Source organism: Streptomyces sp. NPDC003635 (assembly GCF_053587635.1).
In genome coordinates this window covers 1-18,265 of record NZ_JBSFOK010000013.1, presented here as the reverse complement: position 1 = coordinate 18,265, position 18,265 = coordinate 1, and the positions used below count along the sequence as shown (strand labels likewise).

At 72.2% G+C, this 18,265-nt stretch carries 18 protein-coding genes and 1 pseudogene; 12 read left to right on the top strand and 7 right to left on the bottom strand.

Annotated elements, in window-relative coordinates; translation table 11 throughout:
• Window positions 1-37 precede the first annotated feature (37 nt).
• The 3 genes from ACWDRW_RS14780 to ACWDRW_RS14770 all read right to left on the bottom strand — a co-directional run bounded on the left by ACWDRW_RS14780 (window position 38) and on the right by ACWDRW_RS14770 (window position 3,506).
• Window positions 38-2,053 (bottom strand): FAD-dependent oxidoreductase, encoded by a 2,016-nt coding sequence (locus ACWDRW_RS14780; protein ID WP_451723215.1) that lies wholly within the window; start codon window positions 2,051-2,053, stop codon window positions 38-40.
• An 89-nt stretch (window positions 2,054-2,142) separates the two neighbouring features.
• Entirely contained in the window at window positions 2,143-2,514 is a 372-nt protein-coding gene (locus ACWDRW_RS14775) for a hypothetical protein (protein WP_451723214.1), read from the bottom strand.
• 119 nt (window positions 2,515-2,633) lie between these two features.
• Window positions 2,634-3,506: a hypothetical protein gene (locus ACWDRW_RS14770; RefSeq protein WP_451723212.1), complete on the bottom strand. Its 873-nt coding sequence runs from the start codon at window positions 3,504-3,506 to the stop codon at window positions 2,634-2,636.
• A gap of 256 nt (window positions 3,507-3,762) precedes the next feature.
• On the opposite strand from ACWDRW_RS14770, the gene ACWDRW_RS14765 reads away from it, so the two are divergent.
• Both ACWDRW_RS14765 and ACWDRW_RS14760 read left to right on the top strand, forming a co-directional pair.
• Window positions 3,763-5,964, top strand: coding sequence for a SpoIIE family protein phosphatase (locus ACWDRW_RS14765; RefSeq protein WP_451723210.1), 2,202 nt, complete (start codon window positions 3,763-3,765; stop codon window positions 5,962-5,964).
• Window positions 5,965-6,058: 94 nt separating this feature from the next.
• A complete protein-coding gene (locus ACWDRW_RS14760) occupies window positions 6,059-6,649 on the top strand; it encodes a hypothetical protein (protein WP_451723209.1) in 591 nt (196 codons plus the stop codon).
• Window positions 6,650-6,729: 80 nt separating this feature from the next.
• Here ACWDRW_RS14760 and ACWDRW_RS14755 read toward each other — a convergent pair whose 3' ends face one another.
• Entirely contained in the window at window positions 6,730-7,509 is a 780-nt protein-coding gene (locus tag ACWDRW_RS14755) for a putative protein N(5)-glutamine methyltransferase (protein WP_451723208.1), read from the bottom strand.
• Between the two features lie 201 nt (window positions 7,510-7,710).
• Here ACWDRW_RS14755 and ACWDRW_RS14750 point away from each other — a divergent pair, with 201 nt between their 5' ends.
• Window positions 7,711-8,139, top strand: coding sequence for a MarR family winged helix-turn-helix transcriptional regulator (locus tag ACWDRW_RS14750; RefSeq protein WP_451723207.1), 429 nt, complete (start codon window positions 7,711-7,713; stop codon window positions 8,137-8,139).
• A gap of 42 nt (window positions 8,140-8,181) precedes the next feature.
• Here the strand turns inward: ACWDRW_RS14750 and ACWDRW_RS14745 are convergent, their stop codons facing one another.
• Window positions 8,182-8,892 (bottom strand): GNAT family N-acetyltransferase, encoded by a 711-nt coding sequence (locus ACWDRW_RS14745; RefSeq protein WP_451723205.1) that lies wholly within the window; start codon window positions 8,890-8,892, stop codon window positions 8,182-8,184.
• 140 nt (window positions 8,893-9,032) lie between these two features.
• Here ACWDRW_RS14745 and ACWDRW_RS14740 point away from each other — a divergent pair, with 140 nt between their 5' ends.
• The 5 genes from ACWDRW_RS14740 (at window position 9,033) to ACWDRW_RS14720 (ending at window position 13,124) form a co-directional block, all read left to right on the top strand.
• Window positions 9,033-9,638, top strand: coding sequence for a sulfite oxidase-like oxidoreductase (locus tag ACWDRW_RS14740; protein WP_451723204.1), 606 nt, complete (start codon window positions 9,033-9,035; stop codon window positions 9,636-9,638).
• A complete protein-coding gene (locus ACWDRW_RS14735) occupies window positions 9,631-10,383 on the top strand; it encodes a ferredoxin reductase (protein WP_451723202.1) in 753 nt (250 codons plus the stop codon). The genes ACWDRW_RS14740 and ACWDRW_RS14735 overlap by 8 nt, the downstream gene beginning before the upstream one ends.
• A 22-nt stretch (window positions 10,384-10,405) precedes the next feature.
• Window positions 10,406-10,987: an Rv1733c family protein gene (locus ACWDRW_RS14730; RefSeq protein ID WP_451723200.1), complete on the top strand. Its 582-nt coding sequence runs from the start codon at window positions 10,406-10,408 to the stop codon at window positions 10,985-10,987.
• A gap of 295 nt (window positions 10,988-11,282) precedes the next feature.
• Window positions 11,283-12,251 carry an acetylxylan esterase gene (locus ACWDRW_RS14725; protein ID WP_451723199.1) on the top strand — a complete coding sequence of 323 codons (969 nt, stop codon included), beginning with the start codon at window positions 11,283-11,285 and terminating at the stop codon, window positions 12,249-12,251.
• A gap of 129 nt (window positions 12,252-12,380) precedes the next feature.
• Window positions 12,381-13,124: a GntR family transcriptional regulator gene (locus ACWDRW_RS14720; RefSeq protein ID WP_451723198.1), complete on the top strand. Its 744-nt coding sequence runs from the start codon at window positions 12,381-12,383 to the stop codon at window positions 13,122-13,124.
• On the opposite strand, the gene ACWDRW_RS14715 is transcribed toward ACWDRW_RS14720, so the two are convergent.
• Complete coding sequence (locus tag ACWDRW_RS14715; RefSeq protein WP_451723196.1) at window positions 13,094-13,837, bottom strand: class I SAM-dependent DNA methyltransferase; 744 nt, start codon at window positions 13,835-13,837, stop codon at window positions 13,094-13,096. The two genes, ACWDRW_RS14720 and ACWDRW_RS14715, sit on opposite strands and share 31 nt — an antisense overlap.
• A 5-nt stretch (window positions 13,838-13,842) precedes the next feature.
• Window positions 13,843-14,406, bottom strand: a complete 564-nt coding sequence (locus tag ACWDRW_RS14710; RefSeq protein ID WP_451723194.1) for a PadR family transcriptional regulator — start codon at window positions 14,404-14,406, stop codon at window positions 13,843-13,845.
• Window positions 14,407-14,475: 69 nt separating this feature from the next.
• On the opposite strand from ACWDRW_RS14710, the gene ACWDRW_RS14705 reads away from it, so the two are divergent.
• The 4 genes and pseudogenes from ACWDRW_RS14705 to ACWDRW_RS14690 form a co-directional block, all read left to right on the top strand.
• Window positions 14,476-14,874: a nuclear transport factor 2 family protein gene (locus ACWDRW_RS14705; RefSeq protein ID WP_451723193.1), complete on the top strand. Its 399-nt coding sequence runs from the start codon at window positions 14,476-14,478 to the stop codon at window positions 14,872-14,874.
• Between the two features lie 39 nt (window positions 14,875-14,913).
• Window positions 14,914-15,741 carry a class I SAM-dependent methyltransferase gene (locus tag ACWDRW_RS14700; protein WP_451723190.1) on the top strand — a complete coding sequence of 276 codons (828 nt, stop codon included), beginning with the start codon at window positions 14,914-14,916 and terminating at the stop codon, window positions 15,739-15,741.
• A gap of 238 nt (window positions 15,742-15,979) precedes the next feature.
• On the top strand, window positions 15,980-17,107 hold the full coding sequence (gene rho / locus ACWDRW_RS14695) for a transcription termination factor Rho (protein ID WP_451723188.1): 1,128 nt from the start codon (window positions 15,980-15,982) through the stop codon (window positions 17,105-17,107).
• A gap of 80 nt (window positions 17,108-17,187) precedes the next feature.
• Window positions 17,188-18,171 (top strand): annotated as a pseudogene (locus ACWDRW_RS14690) (D-alanyl-D-alanine carboxypeptidase family protein); the annotation flags it as partial.
• Window positions 18,172-18,265 lie beyond the last annotated feature (94 nt).

The window sequence follows — 18,265 nt, the reverse complement described above, 5'->3', positions numbered from 1 at the left end:
ATCCTAGGGACGGCCCCTTGGATCGGGGACGGCCCCGTCAGAGGGCCGCGGCGATCTCCGTGCCCTGCTTGATGGCCCGCTTGGCGTCGAGTTCGGCGGCCACGTCGGCGCCGCCGATCAGGTGCGCGCTGCGGCCCGCCGCCACCAGCTCCTCGTACAGGCCGCGGCGCGGTTCCTGGCCGGTGCACAGGACGATCGTGTCGACCGGGAGGACCGTGCTCTCCTCGCCGACGGTCACATGCAGTCCGGCGTCGTCGATCCGGTCGTAGCGCACCCCGGGGACCATGCTGACCCCGCGGTGCTTGAGCTCGGTGCGGTGGATCCAGCCGGTGGTCTTGCCGAGGCCCGCGCCGACCTTGGTGGTCTTGCGCTGGAGCAGGTGGACGGTGCGCGGCGGGGCGGGGCGTTCGGGAGCCGTCAGCCCGCCGGGGGCCTCGTAGGCCATGTCGACGCCCCACTGGCGGAAGTACGTCTCCGGGTCCTCGTGCGCCTTGTCGCCGCCGTCGGTGAGGAACTCCGCGACGTCGAACCCGATGCCGCCCGCGCCGAGGATGGCGACCCGGTCGCCGACGGGTGCCTTGTCGCGCAGCACGTCCAGGTAGCCGACCACGCTCGGGTGGTCGATGCCGGGGATGTCCGGGGTGCGGGGGGTGACGCCGGTGGCGACGACGACCTCGTCGTACCCGGAGAGGTCCTCGGCGGACACCCACGTGTTCAGCCGTACGTCCACGCCCTGCTCGTCGAGCCGGTGGCGGAAGTAGCGCAGGGTCTCGTCGAACTCCTGCTTGCCGGGGACCTGGCGGGCGACGTTCAGCTGGCCGCCGATCTCGCTCGCGGCGTCGAACAGGGTGACCTCGTGGCCGCGTTCGGCGGCCGAGACCGCGCAGGCGAGACCGGCGGGGCCCGCGCCGACGACCGCGACCCGCTTGCGCAGCCGGGTCGGGGACAGCACCAGCTCGGTCTCGTGGCAGGCGCGCGGGTTCACCAGACAGGAGGTGATCTTCAGGCTGAAGGTGTGGTCCAGGCAGGCCTGGTTGCAGCCGATGCAGGTGTTGATGGCCTCGGGGCGGCCCTCGGCGGCCTTGTTCACGAAGTCGGGGTCGGCGAGCATCGGGCGGGCCATGGAGACCATGTCCGCGTACCCCTCGGCGAGCAACTCCTCGGCCAGCTCGGGGGTGTTGATCCGGTTGGTGGTCACGAGCGGGACCGACACCTCACCCATGAGCCGCTTGGTGACCCAGGTGTAGGCGCCGCGCGGCACCGACGTGGCGATGGTGGGGATGCGGGCCTCGTGCCAGCCGATGCCGGTGTTGATGATGGTCGCCCCGGCGGCCTCGACGGCCTTCGCGAGGGTGATCACCTCGTCCAGCGTGGAGCCGCCGGGGACCAGGTCCAGCATGGACAGCCGGTAGACGATGATGAAGTCCTCGCCGACGGCCTCGCGCACCCGGCGCACGATCTCGACCGGGAAGCGCATCCGGTTCTCGTACGAGCCGCCCCAGCGGTCGGTGCGGTGGTTGGTCTGCGTGACGATGAACTCGTTGATGAGGTAGCCCTCGGAGCCCATGATCTCCACGCCGTCGTAGCCGGCCTGCCGGGCGAGGCGGGCGGCGCGGGCGTAGTCCTCGATGGTCCGTTCCACGTCCGCGTCGGTGAGCTCGCGCGGCGGGAAGGGGCTGATCGGCGCCTGGATCGGGCTCGGCGCGACCAGGTCCTGGTGGTAGGCGTACCGGCCGAAGTGCAGGATCTGCATCGCGATCCGGCCGCCCTCGGCGTGCACGGCGTCGGTGATGACCCGGTGCTGCTCGGCCTCCGCCTCGGTGGTGAGCTTGGCGCCGCCCTCGTAGGGCCGCCCCTCGTCGTTGGGGGCGATGCCGCCGGTGACGATGAGGCCCACCCCGCCGCGCGCACGCTCCGCGTAGAAGGCCGCCATGCGCTCGAAGCCGCGCTCCGCTTCCTCCAGACCGACGTGCATGGAGCCCATGAGGACGCGGTTGGGCAGCGTGGTGAAGCCCAGGTCGAGCGGGTTCAGCAGGTGCGGGTAACGGCTCATCGGGGCCCTCCGTGCGCGGTGTCGTCCCTCTTGTTGTAGAGGACCGCGCACGGTTTATGCAACTAGTTGCACAACAGGAGAGACCCAGGTCACCGGCTTTCCAGCCGGACGTGCAGCTCACGCTCCTGGTCGCCGGAGGCGGTGCTGAGGTCGTGCACCGTGAACAGGTCGTCCAGGGTGCTGCGGAAGCGGTCGATGGCCCAGTAGCCGCCCTGCACATCGGCCTCGACGGACCGGGACAGCCGAGCGCTGGGACGGCCGCCCGCATGCGGTTCGGAGACGTCGAAGGTGCCCAGCCACACCGTCGGCCGGGTCTCGTGCCACTCGCGAGGTACGTCGTCGGAGCACCGGTCGGAATCGAAGTACGCGCACAGGGCGTCGAACACGATCCGTGCGTCCTCCTTGCTGCATCCGCTGATCTCCACCGAGACGGATTCCGGGTGCAGTCGCTCACTGTCCATCGTGATCGCTCCTCTCGAGGCCGCGCCGCGTCACGGCGCCGGGTTCCCCCACGACACCGTGTCGCACTCCCAGAAAACCACTACATTCCGGGATGTACAGCCCCGAGAGGAGCGAGAGGTCAGCTCCGGGTGAAGCGGTAGGTCTTGCTGTCGGTCAGGACGCAGAAGCCCGGCGACAGGACGATCACCCGCAGGGTGCCGGTACGGCGGTCGTAGTCGACGCCCTCCGTCTCGAAGCTCCCCGAGCAGCCGCTGCGCAGCGGGAGCTGGCGCAGGGCGGTGACGCGACCGGTGACGTCGGCGGAGCCGGGCTCGGCGGACAGGTCGATCCGCAGCAGCGGCTTGGTGATGCCGAAGAGGGTGCCGGCCGGGTCGTCCGAGGAGCACAGCAGGGTGGTCGGGCCCGAGAAGTCACAGCCCTGCACATCACGTACGGCGCGGTCCAGGTGGACGGTGGAGGCCTGCGGGAGGTTCACCGAGGGGGAGGTGCTCGCGTTGACGCCCGGCGTCGGGAAGACGAGCAGCCGGTTCATCGTGCCCCACTCCCCCGCCAGCATCCACTGGCCGCCGGGCGAGACGGCGACCCAGGAGTTGTTGAGCGCCTCACCACCGCTGAGCCGGTGCACGTACTCCGACCAGGCGCCGCCCGGCGCCTGCACGCGGAACATCTTCGCCGTGCCGGAGTCGGCCTGGTAGGGCTCGATGTAGTAGCCGTTGTAGGAGGCGTCCGGGTCACCGACATGGTTCCAGCCCCGGCTGCTGACGCCGAAGGGGATGGTGCCGATGCCGGTGTAGCGGTTGGGGCTGTTCGCCGGGACCTCGACGGAGGTCAGGCCCTGGCTCTCGGTCAGCGGGTCGGCGCGGTCGGAGCCGACCTCGGTCCAGACGTCGGCGGCGTGGGCGGGCGGAGCCGCGGACAGGACGGCGGCACTGGCGAGGGCGACAAGGCCGGTCAGAACGGCATGACAACGTTGCCGGGCGCGCAGGGGCATGGGCCGACTCCTCGGTTGGGGGGTGGGTGGCGCGTGCTCGGCGGACAGTCTGGCGGTGCATGGTGGTCATGTACAGACCAACAGCGGAACGGCGGTGGTCATCTTCGTCGCGCTTCCCCGGACGACCGGCGCGGTGTTGAGGGATGGTGGAGGTGAGCGACGCGAGAGGTCGCGGAGACGGTTGAGCGCGGTAGAACAAGGGGAGCCGGCACGGGGGACGACGTGCCGCGAGATATGGCGAAGGCGGTGCGTGGGCATGACTCCAGCCGGATCTCCGGTGGCCCGGGGCGACGAGCCGGTGCCGGGCGGCGCTCCGCAGCCCGCGTCAGCCCGTGGTGACGCGTCGCCTGATGACGGGTCGTCGCCCACTCCGGCACCCGGTGATGCCTCGGCGCCTGCTGCGGCTCCGGGCGAGCAGCGTGTGCGGGGTCCTGTGCGGCCCAGCGGGCTGCTGGACGTGCTGGGTGTGGGGTCCGTGGTGCTGGACACCGAGGGCCGGATCGTGCTGTGGAGCCCCCAGGCCGAGGAGCTCTTCGGCTATACGGCACAGGAGGCGCTGGGCCGGTCCGCCGTCAAGCTGATGATCCACGAGCAGCACCTGGACATGGTCGTCAAACTCTTCGCCGACGTCATGGAGACCGGCGAGAGCTGGGCCGGGGCCTTCCCGATCCGCCACAAGGACGGCGGCACGCGTCTGGTGGAGTTCCGCAACCAGCGGCTGCTGGACGACCGCGGCGATGTCTACGCCCTCGGCCTCGCCGCCGACCAGTCGACCGTGCGCCGGCTGGAACGGGACGTCGCGCTGTCCACCCGGGTCGTCGCACAGGCGCCGCTCGGCCTCGCCGTCCTGGACACCGACCTGCGGTACGTGTCCGTCAACCCGGCGCTGGAGCGGATCAACGGCGTACCCGCCACGGCGCATCTGGGCCGCACCGTCCCGGAGGTGCTGCCGGACCTGGACACCGCCGCCCTGGAGGCCGCGGTCCGGCAGGTGCTGGAGAGCGGGGTGCCGCTGGTCGACCAGTTCACGGTCGGGCGCACCCCGGCCGATCCGGACGCGGACCACGCCTGGTCGGTGTCGATGTACCGCCTGGAGGACGCCCTCGGGACCGTCCTGGGCGTCGCGTGCATGGTCGTCGACGTCACCGAGCAGCACCACGCCCAACTCGAGGCCGAGGAGGCGCGCAGACGCCTCGCCGTCATCGCCGACGCCTCCACCCGCATCGGCACCACCCTGGAACTGGACCGCACGGCCCATGAACTCGCCGACGTCGCCGTCCCGGAGCTCGCCGACATCGCGGCCGTCGATCTGCTGGAGGCCGTGGTGGAGGGCCGCCGCAGCAGCCTCGGCCCCGCCGAACCGGCCGTGATCCGCGCCCTGGCCGTCCAGGCGGAGCAGCCCTCGGAGGCCCTGGACGCCGCCGATCCGCCCGGGCAGATCGCCCGGTACGGACCCGACCGGCTGGTCACCCAGTGCGTGCGCACCGGCAGCCCGGTGCTGGTGGCCGAGGTCGAACCCGCCGATCTGCCCCGCATAGCCCGCTCCCCCGAGGCGGCCGAGCGGTTGGCCCGCGCGGGGGTGCACTCCTATCTGGCCGTGCCGTTGATCGCTCGCGGCGAGGTACTGGGCGCCCTCGACCTGAAGCGGATCTCCAACCCGCTGCCCTTCGGGGAGGACGATCTGCTGCTGGCCCGTGAGTTGGCGGCGCGTGCGGCGGTGCAGATCGACAACGCCCGCTGGTACCAGAACGCCCGCGACACCGCCCTCACCCTCCAGCGCAGCCTGCTGCCCAGCCATCCGCCGGTGACCGGGGGCCTGGAGGTCGCCTCCCGCTACCAGCCCGCGGGCGCGACCGCCGAGGTCGGCGGTGACTGGTTCGACGTGATTCCCCTGGACGGCGGTAAGACCGCGCTGGTCGTCGGGGACGTCATGGGGAGCGGGGTGAACGCCGCCGCGACCATGGGCCGGCTGCGGACCGCGACCAACACCCTGGCCAACCTCGACCTCGATCCGGCCCGCCTGCTGGAGCACCTGGACCGCACCACGGAGGGCCTCGACCACTCCATCGCCACCTGCGTGTACGCCGTCCACGACCCGCGTCTGCGCCAGTGCCGGATCGCCAACGCCGGGCATCTGCCGCCGGTCCGGCTCCGCGAAGGGCACGCCCCCGAACTTCTCGAACTGCCCACCGGAGCGCCGCTCGGGGTGGGCGGGGTGGCCTTCTCCACCACCACCGTGGCCCTGGGGCCCGGCGACCGGCTGGTGTTCTACACCGACGGCCTGGTCGAGACCCGCCAGCACCCCCTCGACGAACGGCTCGACGCGCTCCTGGAGCTCCTCGACGGACCCGACCAGCCCCTGGAAGAGGTGTGCGACCTCCTCCTGCGCACCTTGCACCAGCCGGACAACACCGACGACGTGGCGCTGCTCATCGCCCGTGTTCAGACGCCTGGTTGACCTTCGCAGCGGCAGGGGAAACAGCTACGTTGGTCTTACGGCCCGCAGCCCGTGGCGTGCCGACGTCGGGTGCCGTGGCCGCTGGGAGCGAGCCATGACGCACGATCCGGATCGAGAGACGACACCACCCGAGGTACTCGCCGGAGGGTCCGAACGCACCCCGCTCGGTGAGCGCTGGCGGGGCCTGTCGCGGCGGACGCGGGCGGTGACGACGGCGGTCGCGGTCGCCGTGCTCGCCCTCGGCGGCACCTACGCCTTCGACGCGGTCTCAGGCGGCGGGAAGGGCGGCACGACACCGGCGGCCTCCGGATCCGCCTCGGGGTCCGACGCGTCCGACCGGGGCGGCGACTGGTACCGGAGCCTGTGGTTCGGCCTGGCCGTGCACGGCGAGTCGACGGTGAAGGACCCGGACAGCGGCGACTGGGTCGTGCGCGTCTGGCAGTGGGGCACCGCCGAGGAGGTGGACGGCGACCGGGTCACGGTACGCAGCGAGGACGGCGCGCAGTGGACCTGGAGCCTCGACTCGGACACCACGGTCCACCGGGAAGGCTCCGGCGGCCTGACGAACGGGGACGAGCTGTACCTGGCAGGCACCCGCTCCGCCGAGGGCAGGCACTCCGCCGACCACGTACTGGCCGGCGCATGGGACAAGCGAGCCGGCCAGGACGGCGGTGGGCCCGCCTGACGCCGACAGCGTGCCGACAACAGGGTGCCCACGCCGACGGGGGACCCCCTCACCGACCGGGACCGACCGGCCCGAGGCCGTCAGCGGGTGCCCATGACCACCTGGGCGTACCGCTCCTCGCACGCCGCCGTCCGGGGCGTCAGGCCGCCCCGGGCGAACGCCTCCATGGCCGCCGGTGTCTGCCGCTCGCTCGTCTCGACCAGCAGGCAGCCGCCCGGGGCCAGCCAGTGCGCGGCCTCGGCGGCGACCCGGCGCAGCAGGTCCAGTCCGTCCGTACCGCCGTCCAGCGCGGTCAGCGGTTCGTGGTCACGTGCCTCGGCGGGCAGGAGGGCGACCTCGCCGGTGGGGACGTAGGGGACGTTGGCGGCGAGTATGTCGACCCGGCCGCGCAACGCGTCGGGCAGCGCGTGGAACAGGTCACCGACGTGGACCTCGCCGCCGTACGCGGCCACGTTACGGCGGGCGCAGCGCACCGCGACCGGGTCGATGTCGGCGGCGTGCAGTTCCACCGGGCCCAGCGCGGTGGCCAGGGCGGCGCCCACGGCACCCGAGCCGCAGCACAGGTCCACCACGACCGAGGCGTACGGGACTTGGGCGAGCGCCTGCTCGACCAGGAACTCGGTACGGCGGCGGGGCACGAAGACGCCGGGCTCCACGACGATCCGCAGGTCCCGGAACTCGGCCCAACCGAGGACGAGTTCGAGGGGATGACCGGCGGCCCGCCGGTCCACCATGGCGGCCAGCTCGCCAGGAGACGCGGCGGCGGCCATCAGCAAGCGCGCCTCGTCCTCGGCGAACACACAGCCCGCGGTGCGCAGCGCGACGACGACGGAGTCATACGGCAGGGAGAGAGAGGACAACGGGGATGCCTTTCGAGATCCGAAGGGCGCTCCCTCGGTCACCGACGACCGGCGACCGTACCGACTCGTGGGGAGAGCACCCGACCTGACACAGCGGTAATGGGTCTCACCCCCTCGGTTCGACACGTCCGGGACGCTCCGCGGACGGCCGTCAGCGTACCCCAGTGATCACGCGTCCACGCTGAGTTGTACTCTGCAACCATGAGCCCGAGGGACGTTTCGGACACTTCCGTGGAGATCATCCAACGCGAGATGACGGCCTTCGCCCGCCGCGCCCGCGCCTCGGCGGGGCGGATGCACCCGGAGCTGTCGCTGGTGTCGTACACCCTGCTCGGTCACCTGGAGGAGAGCGGCGGCTGCCGGGCCACCGACCTCGCGGCGCACTACGCGCTGGACAAGTCGACCGTGAGCCGTCAGGTAGCGGTGCTGGAGCGCGACGGGCTGATCGGGCGGAGCCCCGACCCGGACGACCACCGGGTGCAGCTGCTGCACCTGACGGACTCCGGGCGCCGACTGCTCGCCCAGGTCACCGAGCGGCGGCGGGAGGTCGTGCGGGAGCGGCTCGCCGACTGGTCCGAAGAGGATCTGGAGCGGTTCGCCGGGTACTTGGTGCGCTACAACGCGGGTTAGGCCGCGGCTTCTGGACGGACCGCGGACTGCGGACGCCTCCGGTCAGGCAGCCGGCTCCAGGCGCTGGTCCGGGATCCGGGTGCCGAGGAAGACGGTGGTGCGGCGGTGCCGGAAGCCCAGGGACTCGTAGAGCCGGATCGCGCCCGTGTTGTCGGCGCCGGTGTGCAGGAAGGGCGTCTCGCCGCGCTCCCGTATGCCGTGGGCGACGGCCAGCACCAGCCGTTTGCCGAGGCCCTGGCCACGCACGGCGGGGTCGGTGCAGACCGCGCTGATCTCGGTCCAGCCGGGCGGCCGCAGCCGCTCCCCCGCCATGGCGACAAGGGCGCCCTCCCGCCGGATGCCCAGGTAGGTGCCGAGTTCCAGGGTGCGGGGCAGGAAGGGGCCGGGGCGGGTCCGGGCGACCAGGTCGAGCATCTCGGGCACGTCGTCCGGACCCAGGCGCACCGCTTCCGTGTCCGGAGCGCCGGCCACGTCCTCGCCGACGAGCTGCACGCCCTCGGCGCGGAAGACGGTCTCCCAGTCCTCGGGCGTCCGCCCCCGCAAGCCGATGATCAGGGCCTCGTTGCCGGGACCGGCGAGCGCGGCGACGTCCGCCCAGTCGGCGTCGTCCGGCTCGTCGGGCAGCGCCACCCACGGGGACACGTCGACGGGGTAGCGCAGCACCCGGCCGCGGGTCTCGGCGAACCGGGCGTGCGGGCCGGTCAGCGCGGCCAGGGTCGGATTGTCGAGGACCCCGTCGAACGCGTTGGACATCTGCTCCCTCTCTCGTGCGCTGCCACAAGATCCAAGCAAGACCGGCGGCCGGCTATTCCCGTACACCCGAACCAGTACGGTTGAATGTGCAACGTACTGATCACGGCCGTCGCGCACGGCGGTCTGGAGGCACCACCCACATGCACGTCACCCGAGGCTTCACCGGGCGCCCACGCGTCGACAACCCCGGACTGCCACCCGGGCAGTACGACGCGGGCGACGACTGGCCGGTCCTGTCCGCCGAGGTCACTCCCGACCTCGCCCCCGAGGCGTGGACGTTCCGCGTGGACGGCCTGGTCGAGGCACCGCGCACCTGGACCTGGGACGAGGCCCACGCGCTGCCCGGTTCGGTGTACGAGGGTGACATCCACTGCGTGACGAGCTGGTCGAAGTTCGGGGTGCGGTTCGGGGGCGTCTCCCTGGACGCCTTCCTGGATGCGGTCCGCCCCCATGCTTCGGCCACCCACGTCGTGGCGTACTCCCACACCGGGTACACCACGAATCTCCCGCTCGCGGACCTCACCGGCGGCCGGGCCTGGATCGCCTGGGAGTACGACGGACGGCCGCTGGCCCAGGAGCACGGCGGCCCGGCGCGGCTGCTGGTGCCCCACCTGTACTTCTGGAAGAGCGCCAAGTGGATCGCGGGCCTGCGCGTCCTCGACCACGACGAGCCGGGCTTCTGGGAGCAGAACGGCTACCACGCGCGGGGCAACCCGTGGGAGGAGCAGCGGTACTCCGGTGACTGACACGACCTCCGCCACGCGGTTCGCCGTACCCGGCCGGATCGCGGTGAGCAACACGACCGCCACGACCTGGCAGACCGCCACCGTCACCGAGATCCGGCGCGAGACCCCGCGCGCGGCCACCGTGCGGCTCGCGGTGCCCGCGTGGGCGGGGCATCTGCCCGGCCAGCACCTGATGCTGCGGCTGACCGCGGCGGACGGGTACGTGGCACAGCGGCACTACTCGATCGCGTCCGCGTCCGACGGCTCCGGGCACATCGAGCTGACTCTGGACCATGTCGAGGGCGGCGAGGTCTCCGGCTGGTTCCACACCGTGGCGAGGACCGGCGACCGGGTGGAGGTGCGCGGCCCGCTGAGCGGCTTCTTCGCCTGGCCCGGGGACCGGCCCGCGCTGCTGATCGGCGCCGGATCCGGAGTCGTACCGCTGATGTCGATGATCCGGCACCACCGTGCGCACGGCCTGGACGTGCCGCTGCGGCTGCTGGTCTCGGCCCGCAGCCCCGAAGAGCTGATCTACGCGCGGGAGTACGGCGCGGAGACCACGCCCGTGTTCACGCGGAGCGCCCCGGCCGGGGTGCCGGTGGGACGGGTGTCGGCGGCACATGTGGCGCCGCTCCTGGCCGAGCGGCCGCCGGGTGGGTGGGAAGCCTATGTCTGCGGCTCCAACGCGTTCGCCGAGCACGCCTCCCGGCTGCTCGTCGAGGCGGGGCAGCCGGTCGATCGGATCCGAATCGAACGCTTCGGCTGACGTCCGGGGGTACCCGTGGGGCGTGAGGACCCAGGTACTTGGCCGGCGCCGGCGGCACAATCCGCTGCGGCGCCGGTCGGACGTCATAGAGGGATGGACTCTGCTGGCCGTCGCCGTCCTGCTGTTGCTGGGCGCGCCCCTGGCCGGAGCGGTGGCCGGGTGGTGGGCCCACGACGAGGCCCGGGCCACGGCCGCGGCTCAACGCGCCGATCGGCACCGGGTGCGCGCGGAAGTCGGCGGCCGGGCCGACGCGCCCCTTCCTTCGGTCCAGAACACCGAGCGCAAACACCGCGCGACGGTCCGCTGGACGGCCCCGGACGGCACCCCGCGCACGAGTACGGCCATGGTCCCGGTCGGCACCCACCCCGGTGAACGCGTCGACGTGTGGCTCGACTCCAGCGGCCGCAGTGTGCAACCACCACCCGGCGAGGCCGCGATCTGGCAGCACACGGTGACGATCGGCGCCTGCGCGGCCGTGGGCACGGGCGGCCTGATCCTCCTCGCCCACACCACGGTCCGCCGCCTCCTCGACAGGCAGCGGCTGGCCGAGTGGGACCGGGCGTGGGCGCGAACGGAACCGGAGTGGAGCCGTAGAGAGGCCTGAGAGAGCTGGTCTGTCCGCACACCGGCCTGCTCCACACCCCCCGCATCCGCCGTTGATGCCCCGTTGACCCGACCACCGGAGACGGTCACCCAGCCGCCCGCGATCTCCCCGCCACCGCCCACGACGAGCAGGCCCGGCAGCTGTGACCAGCAGTTCCGTGGTTTCGACGGATATGTCGACGGCAGCCGTCAGGGCGCCGGCGTCGGGTCCGACCGCGGGCATGACCTGGCGAAAGGTCCGATCACCCACGTACCGTGTGATCATCCGCACCCCCTCGCCACCAAGGTGGTCATCGATGGCCCTGTTCGACCTTCCGCTCGACGAACTGCGCGAGTATCACAGCGATTCCGTGGCCCCCGAGGACTTCGACGCGTTCTGGTCCAAGACGCTCCAGGAGGCCCGCGAGCATGATCTGGCCGCCCGCTTCGAGCCGGTGGACACGGGTCTGTCCACGGTGACGGTGTACGACGTGACGTTCGCCGGATTCGGCGGCCACCCGGTCAAGGGCTGGCTGACGCTTCCGGCGGGGGCCGCGGAACCGCTGCCGCTGGTCGTGGAGTTCATCGGGTACGGCGGCGGACGCGGGCTGCCGCACGAGCATCTGCTGTGGGCGTCCTCGGGCCGGGCGCACTTCGTGATGGACACCCGCGGCCAGGGCAGCGCCTGGGGCGGTGGCGGCGGTACGGCGGATCCGGTGGGCGGGGCCCCCGCCTATCCCGGGTTCATGACGCGCGGGATCGACGCGCCGGAGAACTACTACTACCGGCGGGTGTTCACGGACGGGGTGCGGGCCGTGGAGGCGGCCCGGTCGCACCCGCTGACCGACGCCGCACGGACGGTGGTGCTCGGTTCCAGCCAGGGCGGCGGCATCTCGATCGCGGTGGGCGGCCTGGTGCCGGATCTGACGGCGGTCGCCCCGGACGTGCCCTTCCTGTGCGACTACCCGCGTGCGACGACCTTGACGGACCGTCACCCGTACCGGGAGATCGCCCTGTTCCTCAAGACGCATCGCGGCCGCAGCGAGGACGTGATGCGCACCCTCTCCTACTTCGACGGCGTCCATTTCGCGGCCCGCGGCCGGGCCCCGGCCCTGTTCTCGGCCGCGCTGGAGGACCAGACCTGCCCGCCCTCGACCGTGTTCGCGGCCTTCAACGCCTGGGCCCACGAGGACAAGGCGATCGAGGTCTACGAGTTCAACGACCACGAGGGCGGCGGCCCCTACCACCACGCGGCGAAGCTGCGCTGGGTGCGGTCGTACGTCTGACGTCGCCTCCGCGGGCCGGTTTCAGCCGAACCGGCCCGCCGCCCTTCCCTGGTGGTTTAGACCAATGCTAGATCTGGTGGCGCAATGAGTCGGCACGACTACGGCACGTCATCAACAGGAGGGCGCGGCATGGCCCGCACCACCCCGCACGACCACCCCTTCACCGAGGATCAGCCCCTGTACTGGCGGATCGCGACGCAGTTGCTCGGCGAGCTGCGCGACGGCACCATCCCGCCCGGCGAACGCCTACCGGGCGAACGGCACTTGGCGCGGCACTTCGGGGTCAGCAGAGAGACCGTACGGCAGGCGCTGGAGGTGCTGCGGTGCGACGGTCTCGTCGCCACCGACCGACGCGGCAGCCATGCCACGCTGCCGGGCCTGCCGGTGGAGAACCCGGCGGCGCTCACCTTCCCGGTCGGCGCGCGAACGGCCGATCCGGGCGCCGTGGACCGGACCACGGTCACCTGGGAGACACCCCCGCCGGGCCACGCCGAGGCACTGGGGCTCGCCCCGCACCGCCCGACCCTGGTGCATCGCTACGAGTCCGCCGGCGCCGACGGAGAGGGCCGCCGTACGGCCGTGACGTCGTTCTCCGCGGTGGCGCTGGCAGAGGTCGAGCAGCTCCGCCGCTACCGGGAGCGCGCCGACGGCTCGACCTCGGCCCAACTCCGGCGCGCCTACGACTGGATGCGCAAGGCGGGCCTGGCCCTGCACCACCGGGACTGCATCACCCCACTCGCGGGCGCCCCCTCGGTCCGGGTCACCAGACGCGTCCACGACCAGTACGACCGCCCGCTGGAGATCACCGACCTGGTGGTGGACGCCCGACAGGACGCGCTGGTCTACGAGTTCACGCTGCCGGCGGCCGTCTGACCACCGGGCCGCCGCGCGACCACCATCCGCACCCGCGGACTCCCGTCACGGCGCCGCCCGAACCCGGGCAGCGCCGTGAGCTCCACGTCCAGTCCGGCCCGTTCCAGTTCGCGGCGCACCTCGCCGAGCCGGAAGGCGCGGTAGTACATGACGAACGGGGGGCGCCAGACGGCGTTGCGCACCCGCATCACCGCGTCGAAGCCCAGGAGCATCCAGGAGGCCGGTGATCCGGGCCGTGGCGGGGCGACCACGGGGAACACGAACGCCCCGCCGGGTCGTAGCACCGAGTGCACCTGGGTGAACAGGTTGGGCAGTTCGCGCGGCAGGAAGTGCCCGAACGCCCCGAAGCTCACCACCAGGTCGAAGACGGGGGCGAAGGGCAGGGCGCGGGCGTCGGCACGGACGTAGGAGACCCCGCCGCCGCGCTTGCGCGCCTCCTCGAGCATGCCCGTGCTGAAGTCGACCCCGACGAGCCGGCCCTCGCACACGCGCGTGAGCACGTCCGCCCCGGCGCCCGTGCCGCAGCACAGATCGAGCCCGGGACCGAAGGGACCCATGAGCTCCAGTGCCGCGGCGACGGCGTCGAGGACCGAGTCGGGGGTGCGGAAGGGGGTGTGGTCGAACTTCGGGGCGAGCAGGTCGTAGCCGCGCTCGACGGAGGACAGGGCCTGGACGGCGAGTTCGCGCAGGGAGGGGCCCTCGGGGTCGAACATCCGCGTCACCCCAGCGGAGCGCGCTGCTCGACGACGGTGAGGACGCGCGCGCACCAGGCCACGTTCTCCCGCTCGTAGGCGATCCCGGCCATCAGGGTGAGGTACGGGCCGACGCGGTCGGTCTCACGCAGGTACTCCTCCTCGGTCCGCCCGGCCAGGAGGCGTTCGCGGACCCGCTCGTAGCGGGCGAGCTTGCCGTGCGCCCAGGACATCCGCTCCTCGACGAGCGCGCGGGTCGCCACGGGATCCGACTCGTCCATGGCCTGGATCTTGATGAGCAGTTCGTCGCGCATGGCGGCGGGTCTGCGGACCGGTTCGGAGGCGAAGGACCGCAAGTCCTCGCGCCCGGCCGCGGTGAGCGTGAACATCCGCTTGTTGGGCCGGCGTTCCTGCTGCACCACCCGGGCCTGGACCAGGCCGTCCTGCGCCAGCCGCTCCAGCTCGCGGTAGAGCTGCTGCGGGGTCGCGGCCCAGAAGTTCGCGAGGGACACGTCGAACAGCTTGGACAGCTCGTATCCGGACGCCTCCCCCTCCAGGAGGGCGGCCAGGACGGCGTACTTCAGCGACATGTGGACACGCTAGCAGGAGGTGACTAATCTCTTCCGCACCTACTCAATTAATTGACTATGGAGGCTTCGATGCAGGCGTTCCGCGAGGCGATCGAGAAGGGGGACCTCGACGCCGCCGAGGCTCTGCTGGCGGAGGACGTCGTCTTCACCAGCCCGGTGGTGTTCAAGCCGTATCCCGGAAAGCCGATCACGGCCGCGATCCTGCGCGGGGTGGCACGCGTCTTCGAGGACTTCCGCTACGTCCGGGAGATCAACGACGCAGGCGGCCGCGATCACGCCCTGGTGTTCACCGCCCGCGTCGGCGACCGCGAGATCCAGGGCTGCGACTTCATCCACGTCGACGAGGACGGCCTGATCGACGACTTCACCGTCATGGTCCGCCCGCTGTCCGCCGCGCAGGCCCTCCAGGCCGCCATGGGCGCGCAGTTCGACCGGATCGCGGCGGAGGCGCAGGCGCGTTCCGTGTGACGGGCCCCCTTCCGCGCCGGTTCGCGGTTGGATGTCCTCATGAGCGCCGACGAGCACACCCGGCTGATGCGGGCCAACCAGGCGAACTGGGACGCCCGCACCCCCGTCCACCTCGCCAGCCGCTTCTACGGCCTCGATCAGGACCTCGACCCCGAGCGCTGGTTCGCCCCTTTCGAGTGGACGGACCTGGGCGACCTGGCCGGCCGTGACGTGCTCCACCTTCAGTGCCATCTCGGCACCGAGACGATCGCCCTCGCCCGACGCGGGGCCCGGGCGGTCGGCCTCGACTTCTCCGCCGCCTCCGTCGCCGCCGCACGTGACCTCACCGACAAGGCGGGCGCGGACGTCACCTACGTACAGGCGAACGTGTACGACGCCGTCGAGGCGCTCGGGCGGGAGCGGTTCGACGTCGTGTACACCGGCAAGGGCGCACTGTGCTACCTGCCGGACCTGCCGCGCTGGGCGGACGTGGTCGCCGAACTCCTGCGGCCCGGCGGCCTGTTGTACATCGTGGAGTTCCATCCGCTGCTCAACTCCCTGGGCCCGAAGCCGGCGCCCGGCGAAGGACCCGAGCTGCTGCTCCGGCACGACTACCTGGGCGGCGGCGGTCCCGTGCACCGGGACGCGACCCACACCTACACGGACGGCCCGGCCGTCGAGGGTGCCACCGACAGCTTCGAGTGGATGCACGGAATGGGAGAGGTCGTCACCGCGTTGAACGAGGCGGGACTGACCGTCCGGCGGCTGCGCGAGAGCGACGAGCTGCCCTGGCAGCGCTGGCCGCAGATGGTGCGTACGCCGTCCGGCTGGTGGCGGCTGCCCGAGCCGCGCATCCCCCTGCTGTACGGACTCCTCGCCACCCGCTGATACGGCGTGGTACCGTCCCGTTAGTACTCGTGTACGCCCCGTCCGGGGCGCCGGTGCCAGTTCTCCTCCATTCAGCCGGCTTCCGTACCGGCTTTGTCACCACCTCATGACCTGCGGTTCCGCCGCATCCGAGGTGCTGTTCCCGCCGCCCGAAGGCGCTCTGTCCGCCTCGTTCTCTTCCGCGGCTCCCTCCCCTTCGCAAGTCTCATGCCGTACGTCCGTGAAAGGACCCACCCCCATGACCACCACACTCGAACCCCCCGTACAGAAGTCCGCCCCGCAGACCGTCACCGGTGTGCTCGACGTCGACGCGAGCGGGAAGGGGCACCTGCGCGCCGACACCCTGCTGCCCACCTCCTCCGACCTCCAGGTCTCCGCCGCCCTGATCCGCCGCCACGGCCTGCGCAAGGGTGACCGCGTCGAAGGCGTACGAGGCGCCCAACGGACCCTCTCCGACATCGCCCGCGTCAACGGCCGGGCACCGGAGAGGAACCGCCGCCGGTTCGGCGATCTGACACCGCTTCACCCCAGCGAGCGGATCCGTCTTGAACACCCGGGCGCCGGGCTCACCGGGCGCGTGGCCGATCTGATCGCGCCGGTCGGCAAGGGCCAGCGCGGGCTGATCGTGGCCCCGCCCAAGACCGGCAAGACCGTGCTGCTCCAGCAGCTCGCCGCCGCGGTGGCCGGCAACCACCCCGAGTGCCGCCTGATGGTGGTGCTCCTCGACGAGCGCCCCGAGGAGGTCACCGAGATGCGGCGCTCGGTGCGCGGCGAGGTGTACGCCTCGACCTTCGACCGGGCGCCCAAGCAGCACATCGCGCTCGCCGAACTCGTCGTCGAGCGGGCCAAACGGCTCGTCGAGGCGGGCGAGGACGTCGTGATCCTGCTCGACTCGCTGACCCGGCTGTGCCGGGCGCACAACAACGCGGCCGCCGCCGGTGGCCGCACCCTCAGCGGGGGTGTGGACGCCACCGCGCTCATCGGCCCGAAGCGGTTCTTCGGCGCCGCCCGCGCGGCCGAGGAGGGCGGCTCGCTCACCATCCTCGCCACCGCCCTGGTGGAGACCGGCTCCCGCGCCGACGCGTTCTACTTCGAGGAGCTGAAGAGCACCGGCAACATGGAGCTCCGCCTGGACCGCGAACTGGCCGCCCGCCGCGTCTTCCCGGCCATCGACATCACCCCCTCCGGCACTCGCCGTGAGGAACTCCTCCTGACCCCGGCCGAGTTGACGACCGCCCGCGGCCTGCGGCGCGTCCTCCAGGCCAAGGACGGCCTGGAGACCCTGCTCGAACGGATGCGCCAGACGCCGGACAACGCGACGTTCCTGCGACGCATCCAGCCGACGCTGCCGGCGGATCCCGCCTGACGTGCGGCATCCGGGTGCTCGCGGGCGACGCTCCGCCAGGGCAGCCCGGTGTGTCGGCGAGGTCTTCCTACGTTGATTGTATGAAGATCGGATTCTCTTCCCGGGTGACTGTCTCGGCCTGTGTGCTGTGTGTGGCGGGCCTGTTGGGGCTCGCTCCCGCCGCGGTCGCCGACCGGGGCGGCGCGGAGCCCGTCGAGCATCAACGAGCGCGGACGATGCCGCAGCCCTCCCTGCTGCATCGGTCCGGCACGCAGGTGCGGCCACGGGCGGGGGCGCCCCGGCTGCCGCGGGTCTCCGCACTGTCCTGGGTAGTCGCCGACGCCCGGACCGGCGAGGTCCTCGCCGCGCACGACGCGCACCGCAGACTGCCGCCCGCCAGCACCCTCAAGACCCTGTTCGCGCTGACCGTGCTGCCCGTCCTGCCCGGCGGGATCCGGCACACGGTCGACGAGGAGGAGCTGTCGGGCGTCGGGGCGGGCAGCAGCCTGGTCGGGGTCGCCGAGGGACGCACGTACCGGGTGTCCGATCTGTGGCACGGGGTCTTCCTCAACTCCGGCAACGACGCCGTGCACGTCCTCGCGCGCCTCAACGGCGGCTGGCGGGCCACGGCCGCGCGGATGCAGGCCAGGGCACGGGCGCTCGGCGCCCTGGACACCCGGGTGCTGTCACCGGACGGCTACGACAGCCCGGGCCAGGTGTCCTCGGCGTACGACCTCGCCGTGTTCGGCCGGGCCGGGCTGCGCAACAAGGACTTCGCGCGGTACTGCGCCACCGTCGAGGCCAGATTCCCGGGCCGCGGCGGCTCGTCGTACCCCATCCGCAACACCAACCGTCTGCTGACCGGCGCCGACGGAGTAGCACCCTACCCCGGCCTGATCGGCGTCAAGAACGGCTACACCAGCAAAGCCGGGCACACACTCGTCTCCGCCGCCCGCCAGGGCGGCCGCACGCTCGTCGTCACGGTGATGAACCCGCGGTACGGCGGCGGCCGTGCCGTCTACGAAGAGGCCCGGGAGCTGCTGGACTGGGGATTCGCAGCGGCCGACCGGGTCGACCCCGTGGGCCCAGCGCAGTGTGGAACCGACGCCCTCCACGACGTATCCCATCCGCCCGATCGGCACCGTCGTGAACTCCGACGAGGACGGGGAGAAGTTCCGC